We start from the raw sequence: 17,414 nt of genomic DNA on the forward strand, positions 1-17,414 counted from the left end.
CGTGCCCCAGGGGCGCGGGGCTGTGTATATATGCGGCTCCGCCGCGGGGCGCGCCAAGCCCCCACCCACCCGCAGCCGAAGAAGCGCGCACCGTGTTGCACACACGCCGGCATGGACATCCGCATCAGACAGGCCCACCCCCACGAATACGCCCGCATCGGCGAGATCACCGCACAGGCCTACCTCGGCGACGGCCTGCTCGACTTCGGGGAGAGCGACGAGTACCTCGGCGAACTGCGGGACGTGGCGAAACGAGCCACCGCCGCGGAGGTCCTCGTCGCCGTGGACCACGACCACGTCCTCGGCGCCGTGACCTTCGTACCGCGCGGCGGCCCCATGGCCGACCTGGCCCGCCCCGGCGAAGCCGAGATCCGCATGCTCGCCGTCGCACGCGAGTCCCGCGGCCGAGGCGTCGGCGAGACCCTCGTCCGCGCCTGCGTCGACCACGCACGCGCCACCGCCGGCTGCGTACGCGTCGTGCTCTCCACCCAGCGCACCATGCACGCCGCCCACCGCATCTACGAACGCTTCGGCTTCACCCGCACCCCCGACCGTGACTGGAACCCGCTCCCGGACCTCGACGACATCACTCTCCTCACCTATGAGTTGACACTCTGACACCGGCACGACACAACATCTGGTGGTGTCACCGCAGCCCGACACAAGATGTATGCTCATGCTCGCTGTCGCCGCAGGGGAATCCGGTGCAAATCCGGAACTGTCCCGCAACGGTGTACTTGTACGTGTTCGCACATCCGCGCCCATGTACTCGCGTCAGTCCGAGGACCTGCCGACAGCGCGCCCGGCCATCCGGCCCGGGTGCATGACGTCCGGGCCTCGCGGAATGGGTCGGTGGACGCGACGCCGTGTGCGCTCGTGAGCTGCCCTGCCCTCCGCCAGGCCCCGTGCCGAGCGAGGGAGAGCCCCAAGTGACCATCGCGCCAGCCGACCCGGCTTCAGCTACCGCTTTCGCACAGCAGGAGCGGAAGCAGGTCCTGGTGGAGACGGACGGTCCCGGTACCACGCTGCTGCGTACCCTGACCGACCTCACCGCCGACCTCCCCGACGCCGACCCCGGCCGGGTCGCCGCCGCCGCGCTGCGCGGCCGGTCCGCGCACGCGGACGACACGGAGCTGCGCGAACTGGCCACCGAGGCGGCCGCGGGCCTCATCTCCGAGGACCCCGTCTACTCCCGGCTGGCGGCCAGGCTGCTGACGATCAGCATCGCGGCGGAGGCCGCCTCGCAGGGCGTCACGTCCTTCTCCGGGTCGATCGCCACGGGTCACCGCGAGGGCCTGATCGCCGACCGCACGGCGGAGTTCGTCCGGCTGCACACGGCCCGGCTGGACGCGCTGATCGACATCGACGGCGACGACCGCTTCGGCTACTTCGGCCTGCGCACCCTGCACAGCCGCTATCTGCTCCGGCACCCGATCACCCGCAAGGTCGTCGAGACGCCCCAGCACTTCATGCTGCGCGTGGCGTCGGGCCTGGCCGAGGACACTGCGCTCGATTCAGAAGCGGGGAACCGGGCCCTGGACGAGGTCGCGGCGCTCTACGGGCTCATGAGCCGTCTCGACTACCTCCCCTCCTCTCCCACGCTGTTCAACTCCGGTACGCGGCACCCGCAGATGTCGTCCTGCTACCTCCTCGACTCCCCGCTGGACGAGCTGGACTCCATCTACGACCGCTACCACCAGGTGGCCCGCCTCTCGAAGCACGCGGGTGGCATCGGACTTTCGTACTCCCGGATCCGTTCGCGCGGTTCGCTCATCCGCGGTACGAACGGGCACTCCAACGGAATCGTCCCGTTCCTGAAGACCCTCGACGCCTCGGTCGCCGCGGTGAACCAGGGCGGCCGGCGCAAGGGCGCGGCCGCGGTCTACCTGGAGACCTGGCACTCCGACATCGAGGAGTTCCTGGAGCTGCGCGACAACACCGGTGAGGACGCCCGCCGTACACACAACCTGAACCTCGCGCACTGGATCCCGGACGAGTTCATGCGCCGGGTCGACACCGACGGGCAGTGGTCCCTCTTCTCGCCCTCCGACGTGCCCGAGCTGGTCGACCTGTGGGGCGACGAGTTCGACGCGGCGTACCGCAGGGCGGAGGCGGCCGGCCTCGCCAAGAAGACCATCCCGGCCCGTGACCTCTACGGCCGCATGATGCGTACCCTCGCGCAGACCGGCAACGGCTGGATGACCTTCAAGGACGCCGCCAACCGCACCGCCAACCAGACGGCGGAGCCGGGCCACACCGTCCACTCCTCGAACCTCTGCACCGAGATCCTGGAGGTCACGGACGACGGGGAGACGGCGGTCTGCAACCTCGGCTCGGTCAACCTGGGCGCCTTCGTGGTCGACGGGGACATCGACTGGGAGCGGCTGGACGAGACCGTCCGTACCGCCGTCACCTTCCTCGACCGTGTCGTCGACATCAACTTCTACCCGACCGAGCAGGCCGGCCGGTCGAACGCGAAGTGGCGGCCCGTCGGCCTCGGCGCGATGGGGCTGCAGGACGTCTTCTTCAAGCTGCGCGTCCCCTTCGACTCCCCGCAGGCCAAGGCCCTCTCCACCCGGATCGCCGAGCGGATCATGCTCGCCGCGTACGAGGCCTCGGTCGACCTCGCGGAGCGCAGCGGCCCGCTCCCGGCCTGGGAGAAGACCCGTACGGCCCGTGGCGTCCTGCACCCCGACCACTACGGCGTGGAGCTGACCTGGCCGGAGCGCTGGGCGGCCCTGCGGGAACGTATCGCCGCGGTCGGCATGCGCAACTCCCTCCTCCTCGCCATCGCGCCCACCGCCACCATCGCGTCCATCGCGGGTGTCTACGAGTGCATCGAGCCGCAGGTGTCCAACCTGTTCAAGCGCGAGACGCTCTCCGGTGAGTTCCTCCAGGTCAACTCCTATCTGGTGGACGAGCTGAAGAAGCTCGGCGTGTGGGACGCGCAGACCCGCGAGGCGCTGCGCGAGTCCAACGGCTCGGTACAGGGCTTCACTTGGGTGCCGCAGGACGTCCGCGACCTGTACCGCACGGCCTGGGAGATCCCGCAGCGCGGCCTGATCGACATGGCCGCCGCCCGCACCCCGTTCCTGGACCAGGCCCAGTCCCTGAACCTCTTCCTGGAGACGCCGACCATCGGCAAGCTCTCCTCGATGTACGCGTACGCCTGGAAGTCGGGCCTGAAGACGACGTACTACCTGCGCTCCCGCCCGGCGACCCGTATCGCGCGCGCCGCCCAGGCGCAGGCCCGGCCCGAGAAGACCATCCCCCTACAGGCGATCCCCGACGAGGACGCCGTCGCCTGCTCCCTTGAGAACCCCGAGTCCTGCGAGGCCTGCCAGTAATGAGCTCTACCGAGAAGAACCTGCTCGACCCGGGCTTCGAACTCACGCTCCGCCCCATGCGCTACCCCGACTTCTACGAGCGCTACCGGGACGCCATCAAGAACACCTGGACCGTGGAGGAGGTCGACCTCCACTCGGACGTGGCCGACCTCGCGAAGCTCTCGCAGGGCGAGCAGCACATGATCGGCCGGCTGGTCGCGTTCTTCGCGACGGGTGACTCGATCGTGTCGAACAACCTCGTGCTGACCCTCTACAAGCACATCAACTCCCCCGAGGCGCGCCTGTATCTCTCCAGGCAGCTGTTCGAGGAAGCGGTGCACGTCCAGTTCTATCTGACCCTGCTGGACACCTACCTTCCCGACCCGGAGGACCGCGCCGCCGCCTTCGACGCCGTCGAGAGCATCCCCTCGATCCGCGAGAAGGCCGAGTTCTGCTTCAAGTGGATGGACTCGGTGGAGAAGCTGGACCGTCTGGAGACCAAGGCGGACCGGCGTCGCTTCCTGCTCAACCTCATCTGCTTCGCCGCGTGCATCGAGGGCCTCTTCTTCTACGGCGCCTTCGCGTACGTCTACTGGTTCCGCAGCCGGGGTCTGCTGCACGGTCTCGCCACCGGCACCAACTGGGTGTTCCGCGACGAGACGATGCACATGTCCTTCGCCTTCGAGGTGGTGGACACCGTGCGCAAGGAGGAGCCGGAGCTCTTCGACGACCAGCTCCAGCGGCAGGTCACCGACATGCTGAGGGAGGCCGTCGAGGCCGAGCTACAGTTCGCGCGCGACCTGTGCGGTGAGGGTCTGCCGGGCATGAACACCGACTCGATGCGCCAGTATCTGGAGTGCGTGGCCGACCAGCGTCTCCAGCGTCTCGGCTTCGCCCCGGTGTACGGCTCCGAGAACCCCTTCTCCTTCATGGAGCTCCAGGGCGTCCAGGAGCTGACCAACTTCTTCGAGCGCCGCCCCTCGGCGTACCAGGTGGCGGTGGAGGGCTCGGTCGGCTTCGACGAGGACTTCTGACGGGCGAGGACTTCTGACGGACGGGAACTTCCGGCGGTACGAGGACTTCTGACGGTACGACACCGGTGATGCCGGGCCGCATGTCGCGGCCCGGCATCACCGCGTCTCGTCCATGGGCCGTCCATGCACCGTCCATGGACCCCCTATGGGGCGGCAAAGTTCTTCGGGCGTGGCTATCCGGGCGTCATCGGCCCCGGCTAGGTTCTGGCCGTCCTGGCATGTCACGTACAGCGGCACGACAGGACGACTGGATTGGCATGCCCATGGCACATCCGCTCTTCTCTCACGCTACGCGCGTCACGGGCCTGCCACGCAACGCCGAGAACCCCCACTTCCGGCTGTGGAGCCGTGCGGGGCCCTACCCCGGCCCGCACGGCACCCGCCTCAAACCGATGGAGGCAGCACTCATGCGTGAGACACCCCCCAGCAGGCCCGCCCGGCGACTGCGAAGACTTCTGACCGCCGCCGCGCCCGCCCTCGCCCTCACGGTCGCCGGACTCATGGCGGCCCCGGCCGCGAACGCGCAGCCGGCGCCGACCACCGCCAAGCCCTCCCGGGCCGCCCAGAACGCGAAGGCCCTGACCGCCCCGGCCGCGCAGGCCGTGCACTCCACGGGCAAGGCGGGCCAGAAGGTGCCGACCACGCACCTGTGCGGTGCCCCGACGGCCGGTCACGCGGCCTGTTTCGCGCAGCGCCGCACCGACATCAAGCAGAAGCTGGCCGCCGCGATCTCGCCGAACGCCGCCGCCGCGGTGTCCGGTCTGAGCCCGGCCAACCTGCACAGCGCCTACAACCTGCCCTCCACCGGCGGCTCCGGCCTGACCGTCGCCGTGGTCGACGCGTACAACGACCCCAACGCGGAGTCGGACCTCGCGACCTACCGTTCGCAGTTCGGCCTGTCGGCCTGCACCAAGGCCAACGGCTGCTTCAAGCAGGTCAGCCAGACCGGCTCGACCAGCTCCCTGCCGACCAACGACACCGGCTGGGCGGGTGAGGAAGCGCTCGACATCGACATGGTCAGCGCGGTCTGCCCGAACTGCAACATCGTCCTCGTCGAGGCCAACTCGGCCACCGACTCCGACCTCGGCACCGCCGAGAACGAGGCCGTGACGCTGGGCGCGAAGTTCGTCTCCAACAGCTGGGGCGGCTCCGAGTCCTCCTCGCAGACCAGCGAGGACACCTCGTACTTCAAGCACCCGGGCGTCGCCATCACCGTCTCCTCCGGTGACGAGGCCTACGGCGCCGAGTACCCGGCCACTTCCCAGTACGTGACCGCCGTCGGCGGCACCGCCCTGTCCACCAGCTCCAACAGCCGCGGCTGGACCGAGTCCGTGTGGAAGACCAGCAGCACCGAGGGCACCGGCTCCGGCTGCTCCGCCTACGACGCGAAGCCGAGCTGGCAGACCGACACCGGCTGCTCCAAGCGCATGGAGTCCGACGTCTCCGCGGTCGCCGACCCCGCCACCGGCGTGGCCGTCTACGACACCTACGGCGGCTCCGGCTGGGCGGTCTACGGCGGTACGAGTGCCTCCTCGCCGATCATCGCGGGTGTGTACGCCCTCGCGGGCACCCCGGGCTCCAGCGACTATCCGGCGAAGTACCCGTACTCCCACACCTCGAACCTGTACGACGTGACCAGCGGCAACAACGGCTCCTGCTCGCCCTCGTACTTCTGCACCGCGGCCACCGGCTACGACGGCCCGACCGGCTGGGGCACCCCGAACGGCACCACCGCCTTCGCCTCGGGCACCAGCACCGGCAACACGGTGACCGTCACCAACCCGGGCAGCCAGTCCACCACCACCGGCGGTTCGGTCGGTCTGCAGATCTCGGCGAGCGACAGCGCGGGCGCGACCCTCACCTACAGCGCGAGCGGTCTGCCGACCGGCCTTTCGATCAGCAGCTCCACCGGTCTGATCTCCGGCACCGCGAGCACGGCCGGTACGTACAGCGTCACCGTCTCCGCCTCCGACAGCACGGGCGCCTCCGGCTCCGCCTCCTTCACCTGGACCGTCAGCACCTCCGGCGGCGGCACCTGCACCTCGGCGCAGCTGCTCGGCAACCCGGGCTTCGAGTCGGGCAACACCACCTGGAGCGCCAGCAGCGGCGTGATCACCAACTCCAGCAGTGAGGCCGCGCACGCCGGTTCGTACAAGGCATGGCTGGACGGCTACGGCTCGACGCACACCGACACGCTCTCCCAGTCGGTGACGATCCCGTCCGGCTGCAAGGCCAGCTTCACCTTCTACCTGCACATCGACACCGCGGAGACCACCACAAGCAGCCAGTACGACAAGCTGACGGTCACCGCCGGATCGACCACCCTGGCGACCTATTCGAACCTCAACAAGGCCACCGGGTACACCCAGAAGACCTTCGACCTGTCCTCCTTCGCCGGGTCCACCGTCACCCTGAAGTTCAGCGGTGTCGAGGACTCCTCCCTCCAGACCAGCTTCGTCGTCGACGACACCGCCGTCACGACCAGCTGACCAGTGGGGCCCTGGCCGGCGTCGCGGCCAGGGCCCTGTGACCCTGTGTGGATCCTGATGCGGGGGTGGCACGTCCAAGCGACAAGGAGGTGCCACCCCATGCGCCGTACGACCCACCATCGGATCCTCACCCTCACGGCCCTGACGCTGCTCCTCGCGGGCTGCGGCACACAGGGCGGCGGTGACGCGGGCGGCAGCCGCAGCGTCTCGCCGTCCCCCACGACGAGCCAGCCGAGCTGTGACACGGCTCCCGCGGAGCTCGGCGCCGCCGACACCGGCCACACGTACTGCCTCACGGCCGGCGGCGTACTCCGCCTCACCCTGGACGGCACCGCCAGTCGGCCGTGGACACCCGTCAAGGTCAGCGGCACCGGGCTAGAGGCGACCAACAGCGGCGTCGTCCTCCAGGCGGGCGACGCGAGCTCCGCCTTCAAGGCGGTCTCGGCGGGAACCGCCCACCTCACCTCGTCCCGGCCGCTCTGCGCGACCGCCCCGGGCAAGGTGTCGTGCAAGGGCATTCAGGAGTGGACGGTCACGGTGCTGGTCACGAAGTCCTAGCTGCCGGTCGATGCGCCGCTCGTGGGCCGTGCCGATCAGCGCGGGCAGGGCCAGGACCACGAACAGCGCGAGGACGGTCAGGATTCCGACGGTGGTGTCCGAGTTGTCGATGAGCATCTCCATGAACACCACTGTCGTACCGCTCGCCCTTCGGCGTCAGTGGCAGGACTGCCGTACACCCTCGATTTCCTGCCACTGACGAGGCACACTGGCCGACATGCTGAAAAACGTGGCCGCGGTCCTGCTCGACGGTGTGCACCCCTTCGAACTCGGGGTCGTCTGCGAGGTGTTCGGCATCGACCGAAGCGACGACGGGCTGCCCGTCTACGACTTCGCGGTCGCCTCCGCCGAGGGCCCGACCCTGAGCACCCACGCGGGGTTCTCGCTGACCACGGAGCACGGCCTGGAGCGGCTGGAGAGCGCCGACCTCATCGCTCTCCCCGCCGGGAACTCCTATGTGTCCCGGTCCTATCCGCCCGAACTGCTCGACGCCCTGCACCGCGCCACGGACCGCGGCGCCCGGGTGCTCAGCGTCTGCTCCGGTGTCTTCGTGCTCGGCGCGGCCGGGCTCCTCGACGGGCGGCGCTGCGCCGTGCACTGGCACCACGCCGAGGAGCTCACCCGGCAGTACCCGAAGGCGATCGTCGAGCCGGACGTGCTGTACGTGGACGAGGACCCGGTGATCACCTCGGCCGGCACCGCCGCCGGAATCGACGCCTGTCTGCACATCGTCCGCAAGGAACAGGGCCCCGAGGTCGCCAACGCCATCGCCCGCCGCATGGTGGTGCCCCCGCACCGGGACGGCGGGCAGGCCCAGTACATCGAGCGCCCGCTGCCCCGCTCCACCTGCGACACGGTCGGCGAGGTGCTGGTGTGGATGGAGCGCCACCTCGACCGGGAGGTGACCGTCGAGCAGCTCGCGGCCCGCGCCCACATGTCCCCGCGCACCTTCGCACGCCGCTTCCAGCAGGAGACCGGCACCACCCCGTACCGCTGGATCCTGCGCCAAAGGGTGCTGCTGGCACAGGAGTTGCTGGAGGCGTCGGACGAGACGATGGACGCGATCGCGGGCCGCACCGGGTTCGGCACCGCGGCCGCGCTGCGCCACCAGTTCGTCCGGAGCCTGGGGACGACCCCGCAGGCGTACCGGCGCACGTTCAGGGGCCCGCGGGCTGCCTGAACGCGCACCGGTACGGACACGGGGTCACCGCTTACGACGCCGCGCGGTCACCGCGGCAGGGCCCTCAGCAGCAGCCGGTACGGACGCAGGGTGATGCCGACGCGGGTCGCGTCATTGGACTCGGAGACCTGCTCGAACCGCCAGCGGGACGCCACCGTCGCCGTGATCAGGCTGAGCTGCGCCATCGAGAAGTGGTCGCTCGGACACTTCCGGTTGCCCACGCTGAAGGGGCTCATGGCGTGCTTCGGGACGTCCTTGGCGCGTTCCGGAAGCCAGCGGTCGGGGTCGAAATCCAGATGCCCGTCGTACGAGCGCGGATCACGCTGGATGGCGAACGGACTGTAGACGATGTCGGCACCGGCGGGTATCCGATAGCCGCCGAGTTCGGTTTCGGTCACCGCCCGCCGGGTCAAAATCCATACGGCGGGGCGCAGCCGCATCGACTCGACAACGACATTGTTGGTGTACGACAGCTTCCGGACGTCGTCGAATGCGACGGGCCGGTCCCCGACGACGGATTTGACCTCCTCGGCCACCCGCGCGGCGTGTTCTGGGTGTTCGGTGAGGACTTGCAGCAGCCACATGATCGTGGACGCCACGGTTTCGCTGCCGGGCGTGAGTATCGCTACGACTTGGTCGTGGATCTCCTGTTCGCCGATCGGCTCGCCGTTCTCGTCCTTCGCTTCCAGCAATGCCGTCAGCAAATCGTCCGGCTTTTGACCGGATGCGCGGCGCTCGGCGACGATCTCGTCGACGAGGAGATGCAAATCGGCCAATGCGCGGTCGAATTTGCGGTTGGCCGGAAGCGGCAGCCGATAGAGCGGGCCCGCCGGGATCACCATGCGCCGGTACATGCCGCGGAACACGGTGGCGAGCGCGACGCTCAGCCGCTCGGCGCGCTCGTCCATGAACTCGCCGCGCAGCAGACAGCGGGCCGCGATGCGCACGGCGACACGGAACGACTCGGAGGTGCAGTCGACGGGCTCGCCCGACCCCATGCGCTCGGCGAGCGCACGCGCCTCCTCCTCCATGATCGGTCCGTACTCGGGGATGATGTCGAGCCGGAACGCGGGCTGGATGGTGCGGCGCTGACGACGGTGCCTGGGCCCGTTCGCGGTGGCGACGCCCTCCTTGCCGAGCAGGCCTTCCAGGGACTCCCAGAGGGGTCCGTCGATCTTGAAGTCGGTGCTGAGCGCCATCGCTCCGGTGAGGGCCGGCGAGGTGAGCGCGTACACCGTCTTGGGGCCCAGCTTGAGCCGTACGACGTCGCCGTGGTCGCGGAGCCGGGCGAGGAAGCCCAGCGGGTCGCGGACCAGTTTCCAGCCGTGGCCCAGGACGGGTACGCCGCCCCCGGCCAGAGGTGGGACGGGCAGCTGCGGTGCCGCGGGTTGCGCGGGCTTCACGGACTCGACGGTCATGACTCACCTGCCGCTTCGTTGTTGACGTACGGGGGTGTGGAGCGGTCGTCCCAGCTGTCGACGGTGTACCGGCCGGACTCGTGGTGGAACCAGTACACGGAGCTGAACCAGTTCCGCATATTGCCGAGGCACGCTTTCACGGCGAGGCTCAATTCCTTGCCGTGCACGGTGCCGTCCGCGAGCGTGTCGGCGAACCGGTTGAGGTCCTTTTCCGCGTCGAGGAATTCGGTGATGCATTCCTCGATCCGCCGCCGGATGTCCTGCACCGCTTCTTCGAGCGTCATCCCCTCGTGATGGATGAGGCTGATTCCGATATTGTGGACCTCGTCGCCCGCGATTTCTTTCGGGAGCGAGCAGAGATCGTTGTACCAGGCCGCGAATTCCTGGCTCAGCAACGCCGCCCGCCGATATGCGAAATGGTTCCGCACGGCGGTGGGAAGTTCACAGTCGACGCTCGACTCAAGAAGGTCGGTCCAGATCCAGTGCGCGAAGGTGAGCCGCCGCAGTTCCAGATATTCCTCGACCGTGGGCACGGTGCCGTTGACACGGTTGCGGAATTCCCGGTCGTACGCCTCGATCACCGCGTGGAAATGCCGGGCGAAGCGCGCGTTCCACTTCTTGGTCAGGAACGAGTACAGGCGCACCACGCTGTCCGCGAACCCCGCGACCAGGGGATCCCGGTGGTGCAGGTGCTCCCCCGGGGAGTCGAGAGCCGCGTGCAGCTGGAACCTGAGCCTCCGCCAGGCGTCGGGCCTGCCGCAGATGACATCGCGGTCATGGCGGTCGTCCCAGACGAAGAACCACGCACTGTAGTCCGCTATCGCCTGCATGACCTCGTCGGGAGCGCCAATGTAGTAGCCCGCCATCAGGTCCGTATAGCAAAGGCCGTCGGCATATTCGTCGACCTTGTCCGCCGGCATGAGGCGTTTTTCCCTCAACCACGAACGTGTGTTCTCCTGGAGCCTCGGCCAATACGGGTGCAGTTGACGGGGAAACGCGGACTCGATCACCGGGAGAGAGAGCGCCGGTGGAACCGCGACCACGGTCGGTGTCGATGAAGTGCCGTGTGAGAATGCATGCACGAACAAACCCCTCTCAGCCGCCAGTTGACGCCGCGCCCCTCCCGCTGTGCCGGGCGTGCGCCGTTGCGTATCCCCGCACTTCCCATTCAGCACCACAACTGACCGTTCTGGGAACGGATTTACTCCACTCGCTACCCCACAGTGCTGAGAATCTCCCCTTCTGTGACTGAATATGGATCACTGGAGGAGCACAAGGGATCGAACGTGCGACGCACATGCGAACGGCGCCTGGTCAGGGAGTTCCCCCTGACCAGACGCCGCTCGAACCGACCCGCGCGTGCGCGCGAGCCCCAACTGCCCCGCCGCGACTCAGTCGTTCGCGACGATCGGGTAGCGGGGCTCGTTCTCGGCCATCTGCCGCAGGGCTTCCTTGCGCTCGCGCTTGGAGAGCCGGTCGATGTAGAGGTAGCCGTACAGGTGGTCGGTCTCGTGCTGGAGGCAGCGCGCGAAGTAGCCGGTGCCGCGCACCTTGATCGGGTTGCCCTTCTCGTCCTGCCCGGTGACCTCCGCGTAGTCGGGGCGGGCCAGCGGCGCGTACGCGGTCGGCACCGAGAGGCAGCCCTCGTTGCTGTCGTCGAGGCGGCGCTGCTCGGCGGGCAGCTCGACGAGGACGGGGTTGCAGACGACACCGACGTGCCGCTTGCCCTCGTCGTCCTGGCAGTCGTAGACGAAGACCTTCAGGTCGACACCGATCTGGTTCGCCGCCAGGCCCACGCCCTCGGCGGTGCGCTGGCTGGCGAACATGTCGGCGACCAGCTGGTCGAGCTCGGGCCCGAACTCGGTGACGTCCTTGCACTCCTTGTGCAGCACCGGGTTGCCGACGACCGTGATCGGCCGCGAGGTACCGCGCTCACGGTAGGCCGCCTCGCGCTCCTCACCGTCCTCGGTGTCGTTGACGAAACCCTCGTCGTCCACGGGGAGCACTCCAGAGTGCTGCTGCTCGGTGTCCTGCTGCGCCATGACCGACGTACGCCTTCCTGAGTGCATGGGAGTGTGGTGCTGTTACAGAGTACGGGGACAGGCGCCCCTTCAGGGGCGCGGGGAACTGCGCGACAAGCCCCCACCGGCCCGCAGTGAACCCGCGGCGCTCAGCAAACCTCTTCGAGATCCCGCCAGTCCCGGGAGTCCGGACTGTCGGCGACCCACCCGTCCAACAGCCCCCGCACCAGCCCGGCCGGCGCGGCCACCCCGCACTCCCGCTCCGGCACCCACAGCTGCCCGTCGGTGCGGTGACCGAGCGGCCCCGGATGTCCGGGCTCGCTGTGGTCGTGCGGGTCGAGATGCTCACCGTCGCCCTCGTCGGACGGCATCCGCGACTCGGAACACATCCGGCACAGCAGCCGTACGGACGAGGACCAGTCCTCCGCGGCGAAGCCGGCTTCCGCCGCGAGCTGCTCCAGGGCGTCGCGGTCCTCCTCGGTGGCGGCCTCCAGGAGGACCACCCAGGTGGGCACCGGGGAGGGCGCCCACAGCTCGATCTCGTCGAAGACGGGATAGGCGTGCCCGGCGGCGGTCGTCCGCTCCCCGTGCGGGACACCGTCGTGCAGAACGACCTCGCCCCAGCGCCGCCCCGAGGACGGCAGCGGAATGGACAGGACCTCCACCCGGGCCGGATCGAGCCTGCGCCCCCACACGACCTCGGCCTCGCCCTCCGGCGACAGCCGTACGGCCGCACTGCCGAGGTCCATGCCCGCCGGTTCCCCGGACACGGCGGCCCCGCCGGGCACCCGCAGCCCGTACGCCTGCCAGGCACGGCGGGCCAGCGGCCAGTCCTGCAGGGCGGTGGCGGCGATCCCGACGTTCCACCAGTCGGGGGCGCCCGCCTCCCTGTCGAGAAGTGCGACGGCCCTGAGGCCCGCGGCCCGCGCCTGCTCCCAGTCGTGCCGGAACTTGTGCAGCAGGGCCAGGTTGAACCAGGACTCCGACAGCCAGGGCTCCAGGTCCGCGGCGCGCGTCAACAGCGCTCCCGCGTCCTCGTACCGGCCGTCGCCGATCAGCGTGAACGCGCGATCGGTGGCCTGCCGCCATGAGGCGGAGGGCCGGTGTCGTCCCTTGCCGAAGATCCTCACGATTCCCGCCTGCCAGTTCCTTGCGTTTCCCGCCTGCCGGTCCTTTGAAGAGTTTCCTGAAGACAGCGCAGCCCCGGGCTGGCCCGTGCCCCCGAACGCCCTCTTCCTCGCATCCAACCACGGACCGTTGGACGGGCGCTCATTACCCATGGGTTACCCAGCCTGGGGCAGGGTAAGGGTGCCCCGCAACAGGACCCTGGCCAGCGACTCCACCACCTCGGGCTGATAGTCGCGGGCGGTGGCCAGGCGCAGCTTCTCCAGGGCGGTGAGGGGCCCTCCCGGGCCTGCTTCCCTGGCCATCTCCTCGTACGCGTTGACGGCCCGCACGATCCGTGCCGTGACCGGCTGCTCCCGGTACGGATCGGCCTGCCGTTCCACGACCACGGCGACCTCGGCGTCCACGCCGGTCTGACGTACGACGGCGCCGCCGAGGAGGGCGATGCGCCTCTGCTCGTCGGCGGAGAGCACGGAGGTGGCTCCGGCCGGCACCGGGTCGACCAGGCTGAGCTGTCCGATGTCGTGCATGAGCGCCGCGTACTCCAGAACGGTCAGATCGGGCTCGGACAGGCCCAGCTCACGGCCGACGGCCCGGCTGAGCTCGGCGACCCGCCGGGCGTGCCCGGTGGGGGTGTACCCGGCGATCTCAGTCGCCCGCGCGAGTGAGGCGATCGTCTGCCGATAGGTGACGCGCACGGCGGCGTACCGCCGGACGGAGAGCTGGGTGAGCAGCAGGGGCAGCGAGAACACGGGCAGCGCCCACAGCCCGACGACCGCCACCGCGAGCGACATCACGGCCCCGGTCGCGCAGACCGCCGACCCGATGCCGAGCGTGGCCCGCAGCTCGTCCCGCAGCAGCGGTCCGAAGGGCCAGCGGGTCCGGGCGTGCGCCATCGCCGCCGCGAGCACGGCGTCGCACAGCGCGGTGAGCACCAGCAGGGAGACCAGCAGCAGGGCGTACGAGGGGCCGCCCCAGCCCATCAACCTCCCCTGGTTGTACAGGGGTTGGAAGCAGACGGCGGCGAAGCCGACGGTGAGGACGCGCCGGGTGAGGTGGTCGGCGGTGGGCCCTCGGCCGCGGGCGACGTGCGGTACGCAGCCGATGAGGGCCGCGGCCACGACGACGGCGACGATCTCGAGGACGCCGTGGTCGGCGCGGTGTCCGGCGTTCTCGCCGAGCAGCGCGTACGCGAGGGCTCCGGCGGCGGCGAGGGGCGCCGACTCCCGCTCCTCGGCCCCGCTCCAGCGGGTCAGCTCCCCCACGGCGATGAGGATCCCGAAGGCGAGCGCGACACCTCGTTCGTCGAGACCGTGCCAGAAGACGACGGCCAGCGAGACAACGGCGAGGAGCAGGGCGACCGCGTGAACGAGAGTGAGGGTGAACGGGGCTCGCCCGACGATCCCGTACCCGGGAATCCCCACCCCCACGGCACTCATGACCGCCCCCGCCCACCGATGTCGCCCGATGGGGGTTCGCCCCCCACCGACTCCCGCCCCACACCGGTCAACGACCCGTCGGCGTCCGTCGGGCAGCCGTCCGTACTCGCCGAGGACCCGGTTTTGTTTGTCGGGTTCCCCTCTGTCCGACTGGAAACGGGCGGAGCGGGCGGGTAAACCCCTGCGGTCACCGCAGGATGCCACCCGTGTCGGTTCAGCGCTCGCACCAGGGCCCGTACCATCCCCGGATCGAACTGCGCCCCCGCACACCGTTCCAGTTCCTCCAGCGCCACCGGCACCGGCCGGGCCCGCCGGTAGGACCGGGTCGACGTCATCGCGTCGAACGCGTCAGCGACGGCCACCACGCGCGCGAACTCCGGGATCTGGCGTCCCACCAGCCCGTACGGGTACCCGCTCCCGTCGATCCGCTCATGGTGGTGCAGGATCGCCGACCGCGCCTCCCCGAGGAAGCCGATACCGCGCACCATCTCGTGCCCGTACTCGGGATGCAGCTCGATGATCCGCCGTTCCTCCGGCGTCAGCGGCCCGTCCTTGCGCAGGAGCCGCGTGGGCACGCCCAGTTTCCCCACGTCGTGCAGGATCCCGGCGAAGCGCAGCACTTCGACGCGCTCGTCGTCCATGCCCAGCTCACGGGCGATCATCATGGACGCCTGCCCGACCCGCTCACTGTGCCCGCGCGTGTACCCGTCCTTGATGTCGACGGCCTGCACGAGGGCCCGGATGGTGGCCTGGTGGGCGGCCCGCTCCCGGTGGTACTGCGCGAACGCCCAGCAGGACACGTACATCGGCAGCAGGACGAGCAACGCGGCGACGGGACCGTACGGACTGCGCCACAGCACCGCCATCATCAGCCCGGCGAGCCCGTGCACGGCGACGGAGGCGAGGGAGCGCGAGAAGAGCCCTCGCCAGGCACCCCGCACCGGCACCCGCTCGGCGAGCGCCAGGATCCCGCCGTCGAGCGCGGTCAGCACCACGCAGAAGGTGAGCACCGCGGCCCCGGCGGGCACGAGCGCGTACGGGAAGTGGGGCAGGGCGACCGCGTCCCGGCCGCCCAGCGCCCAGTGCACCCGGGACGCCGCCCAGACCGCGACGGCGAGCTGGGCCGCGCGCCAGACCCGGCGCAGCCACCGCGGCCGCTGCTCCACGCGGGCGAGCAGCGCGCCCGGCAGCGCCACGAGCGCGGCGGCCGGCGGCGGCAGCAGAAAGGCCCCGGCGAGCAGCACGGGCAGGAAGGTGCCCAGCCCTCTGGGGGCGCCCCGCTCGGCGACGCGGGCGGCGGCACCCTTGGGGCTGTGCGGGAAGGGGATCCGCTCGCAGCCGGCGTACAGCGCGGCGAGCAGGGCGACGATCCACCAGGGTGCGTGAACGGCGGGCAGCGGAGCCAGGCAGGCCACGGCGGCCAGGACGACACAGACGACGTAGACACGGGCCCACGTCGGAATCGACCCCATCGCCACATTCCCTCCCCCGGACGTCCCCTGCCCCGGTCAGGCTCCGGAGCCTAGGGCGGTGGGAACGGTACGGGGGCGGCAATGGCCGAATCCGCGGGCTCGGAGCCCGCGGATTAGCACGTTCGGGTGATAACCGGACGATCTTCCCGGGGAGTTCAGGACTCCTGGGGCGTCGCGGTGACGTCGTGCTCGGGCACGGTCTGACCGGAGCGGATCAGGTCGATACGGCCCATGACCTTGGCACGCAGATCGGTCGGCACGTCGTCCTGGCCGCAGCACCGCTTGACCAGCTTCTTCACGGCCTGCTCGAGTCCGTACTTCTCGAGACACGGGGAGCACTCCTCGAAGTGCACCTCGAACTTGGTGCAGTCCGAGTCCGGCATCTCATGGTCGAGGAACTCGTACAGGTGGTCGAGTACCTCACTGCAATCCGTCTCGTGCGGCTCTCCGCAGCTCATGAGCCCGAGCCTTTCGCTTCGTTCGACTCTCCGGCGCCGGCCGGGACCAGTCCGCGGTCACGGGCGTAGTCCTCGAGCATGCCGCGCAGTTGGCGACGGCCCCGGTGCAGCCGGGACATCACCGTACCGATGGGTGTCCCCATGATGTCCGCGATCTCCTTGTACGCAAAGCCTTCTACATCAGCGAGATAGACCGCGATGCGGAATTCCTCGGGGATCGCCTGCAGTGCAGCCTTGACGTCCGAGTCGGGCAGGTGGTCGAGCGCCTGCGACTCCGCGGAGCGCAGACCGGTCGACATGTGCGACTCGGCACGCGCGAGCTGCCAGTCCTCGATCTCCTCGGCCGCACTGCGCTGGGGTTCGCGCTGCTTCTTGCGGTACGAGTTGATGAAGGTGTTGGTGAGAATGCGATACAGCCAAGCCTTGAGGTTGGTGCCCTCGCGGAACTGGTGGAAGGACGCGTACGCCTTCGCGTACGTCTCCTGCACCAGATCCTCGGCGTCGGCCGGGTTGCGCGTCATGCGCAGGGCGGCCGAGTACATCTGGTCGAGGAATTCGAGCGCGTCCCGCTCGAAGCGCGCGGTGCGCTCGGCGGACGACTCCGTGCTCGTGCCCTGGCCCTCGGGCTGCTCCGCCTGGCCGTGATCGGTCCCTGCGTCGGTCCCAGTGACCGGACCCACCTCCTCCAGCGACGTGACAGGACCGAAACCGGTCCCACTCGAATCGGAGGATAGACGAACATCCACACCCGCCGCCGCTCGAACGGGGGCGGTCTTCGCCGCGTGCAGCACCGTCCAGTCCAGCTCAGGGCTACTGCTGCGGTTCGGGCAGATGGTCGAACCCATGCGGCGGACTTCCTCTCGTTCGAACGGTTCAGCACGCTCCGTGCTGTCT

Annotated in this window: 14 protein-coding genes and 1 riboswitch; of the genes, 6 read left to right on the forward strand and 8 right to left on the reverse strand. The window is 69.6% G+C overall.

The features are described from left to right. The first annotated feature begins 111 nt into the window (after positions 1–111). The 6 genes from ACZ7M3_RS06030 (at position 112) to ACZ7M3_RS06055 (ending at position 8,587) form a co-directional block, all read left to right on the forward strand. Positions 112–618 (forward strand): GNAT family N-acetyltransferase, encoded by a 507-nt coding sequence (locus tag ACZ7M3_RS06030; protein WP_472061185.1) that lies wholly within the window; start codon positions 112–114, stop codon positions 616–618. A gap of 52 nt (positions 619–670) precedes the next feature. Then, positions 671–809, forward strand: a riboswitch (cobalamin riboswitch). Between the two features lie 120 nt (positions 810–929). Beyond that, a complete protein-coding gene (locus ACZ7M3_RS06035) occupies positions 930–3,347 on the forward strand; it encodes a ribonucleoside-diphosphate reductase subunit alpha (RefSeq protein ID WP_472061187.1) in 2,418 nt (805 codons plus the stop codon). Continuing rightward, the gene (locus ACZ7M3_RS06040; RefSeq protein ID WP_472061189.1) at positions 3,347–4,360 is read left to right on the forward strand and encodes a ribonucleotide-diphosphate reductase subunit beta; all 1,014 of its coding nucleotides are present in this window, start codon (positions 3,347–3,349) and stop codon (positions 4,358–4,360) included. The genes ACZ7M3_RS06035 and ACZ7M3_RS06040 overlap by 1 nt, the downstream gene beginning before the upstream one ends. A 407-nt stretch (positions 4,361–4,767) precedes the next feature. Next, complete coding sequence (locus ACZ7M3_RS06045; protein WP_472061191.1) at positions 4,768–6,849, forward strand: S53 family peptidase; 2,082 nt, start codon at positions 4,768–4,770, stop codon at positions 6,847–6,849. 99 nt (positions 6,850–6,948) lie between these two features. Further along, positions 6,949–7,407: a hypothetical protein gene (locus ACZ7M3_RS06050; protein ID WP_472061193.1), complete on the forward strand. Its 459-nt coding sequence runs from the start codon at positions 6,949–6,951 to the stop codon at positions 7,405–7,407. A gap of 217 nt (positions 7,408–7,624) precedes the next feature. Continuing rightward, positions 7,625–8,587 carry a GlxA family transcriptional regulator gene (locus tag ACZ7M3_RS06055; RefSeq protein WP_067368675.1) on the forward strand — a complete coding sequence of 321 codons (963 nt, stop codon included), beginning with the start codon at positions 7,625–7,627 and terminating at the stop codon, positions 8,585–8,587. 47 nt (positions 8,588–8,634) lie between these two features. Here ACZ7M3_RS06055 and ACZ7M3_RS06060 read toward each other — a convergent pair whose 3' ends face one another. The 8 genes from ACZ7M3_RS06060 to sigR form a co-directional block, all read right to left on the reverse strand. Next, positions 8,635–10,005, reverse strand: coding sequence for a bifunctional albaflavenone monooxygenase/terpene synthase (locus tag ACZ7M3_RS06060; protein ID WP_095852678.1), 1,371 nt, complete (start codon positions 10,003–10,005; stop codon positions 8,635–8,637). Further along, on the reverse strand, positions 10,002–11,087 hold the full coding sequence (cyc1, locus tag ACZ7M3_RS06065; protein ID WP_472062159.1) for an epi-isozizaene synthase: 1,086 nt from the start codon (positions 11,085–11,087) through the stop codon (positions 10,002–10,004). The genes ACZ7M3_RS06060 and cyc1 overlap by 4 nt, the downstream gene beginning before the upstream one ends. 309 nt (positions 11,088–11,396) lie before the next feature. Then, positions 11,397–12,047, reverse strand: a complete 651-nt coding sequence (gene def, locus ACZ7M3_RS06070) for a peptide deformylase (protein WP_054228148.1) — start codon at positions 12,045–12,047, stop codon at positions 11,397–11,399. A 128-nt stretch (positions 12,048–12,175) separates the two neighbouring features. Next, entirely contained in the window at positions 12,176–13,156 is a 981-nt protein-coding gene (locus tag ACZ7M3_RS06075) for a tetratricopeptide repeat protein (RefSeq protein ID WP_472061195.1), read from the reverse strand. Positions 13,157–13,309: 153 nt separating this feature from the next. Beyond that, positions 13,310–14,590 (reverse strand): HD-GYP domain-containing protein, encoded by a 1,281-nt coding sequence (locus tag ACZ7M3_RS06080; RefSeq protein WP_472061197.1) that lies wholly within the window; start codon positions 14,588–14,590, stop codon positions 13,310–13,312. Beyond that, positions 14,587–16,062 (reverse strand): HD-GYP domain-containing protein, encoded by a 1,476-nt coding sequence (locus ACZ7M3_RS06085; protein ID WP_472061199.1) that lies wholly within the window; start codon positions 16,060–16,062, stop codon positions 14,587–14,589. The genes ACZ7M3_RS06080 and ACZ7M3_RS06085 overlap by 4 nt, the downstream gene beginning before the upstream one ends. 155 nt (positions 16,063–16,217) lie before the next feature. Further along, the gene (gene rsrA, locus ACZ7M3_RS06090) at positions 16,218–16,520 is read right to left on the reverse strand and encodes a mycothiol system anti-sigma-R factor (RefSeq protein WP_054228151.1); all 303 of its coding nucleotides are present in this window, start codon (positions 16,518–16,520) and stop codon (positions 16,218–16,220) included. Next, positions 16,517–17,200 carry an RNA polymerase sigma factor SigR gene (sigR, locus tag ACZ7M3_RS06095; protein WP_054228152.1) on the reverse strand — a complete coding sequence of 228 codons (684 nt, stop codon included), beginning with the start codon at positions 17,198–17,200 and terminating at the stop codon, positions 16,517–16,519. The genes rsrA and sigR overlap by 4 nt, the downstream gene beginning before the upstream one ends. Positions 17,201–17,414 lie beyond the last annotated feature (214 nt).

The organism is Streptomyces sp. NPDC111656 (genome assembly GCF_055656965.1).

Excerpts from the sequence above, each read along its gene's own strand:
- ACZ7M3_RS06030 (WP_472061185.1), top strand. The coding sequence starts at position 112 with ATGGACATCCGCATCAGACAGGCCCACCCCCACGAATACGCCCGCATC.
- ACZ7M3_RS06040 (WP_472061189.1), top strand. The coding sequence starts at position 3,347 with ATGAGCTCTACCGAGAAGAACCTGCTCGACCCGGGCTTCGAACTCACG.
- ACZ7M3_RS06045 (WP_472061191.1), top strand. The coding sequence starts at position 4,768 with ATGCGTGAGACACCCCCCAGCAGGCCCGCCCGGCGACTGCGAAGACTT.
- ACZ7M3_RS06050 (WP_472061193.1), top strand. The coding sequence starts at position 6,949 with ATGCGCCGTACGACCCACCATCGGATCCTCACCCTCACGGCCCTGACG.
- ACZ7M3_RS06055 (WP_067368675.1), top strand. The coding sequence starts at position 7,625 with ATGCTGAAAAACGTGGCCGCGGTCCTGCTCGACGGTGTGCACCCCTTC.
- ACZ7M3_RS06060 (WP_095852678.1), bottom strand. The coding sequence starts at position 10,005 with ATGACCGTCGAGTCCGTGAAGCCCGCGCAACCCGCGGCACCGCAGCTG.
- def (WP_054228148.1), bottom strand. The coding sequence starts at position 12,047 with ATGGCGCAGCAGGACACCGAGCAGCAGCACTCTGGAGTGCTCCCCGTG.
- ACZ7M3_RS06080 (WP_472061197.1), bottom strand. The coding sequence starts at position 14,590 with ATGAGTGCCGTGGGGGTGGGGATTCCCGGGTACGGGATCGTCGGGCGA.
- ACZ7M3_RS06085 (WP_472061199.1), bottom strand. The coding sequence starts at position 16,062 with ATGGGGTCGATTCCGACGTGGGCCCGTGTCTACGTCGTCTGTGTCGTC.
- rsrA (WP_054228151.1), bottom strand. The coding sequence starts at position 16,520 with ATGAGCTGCGGAGAGCCGCACGAGACGGATTGCAGTGAGGTACTCGAC.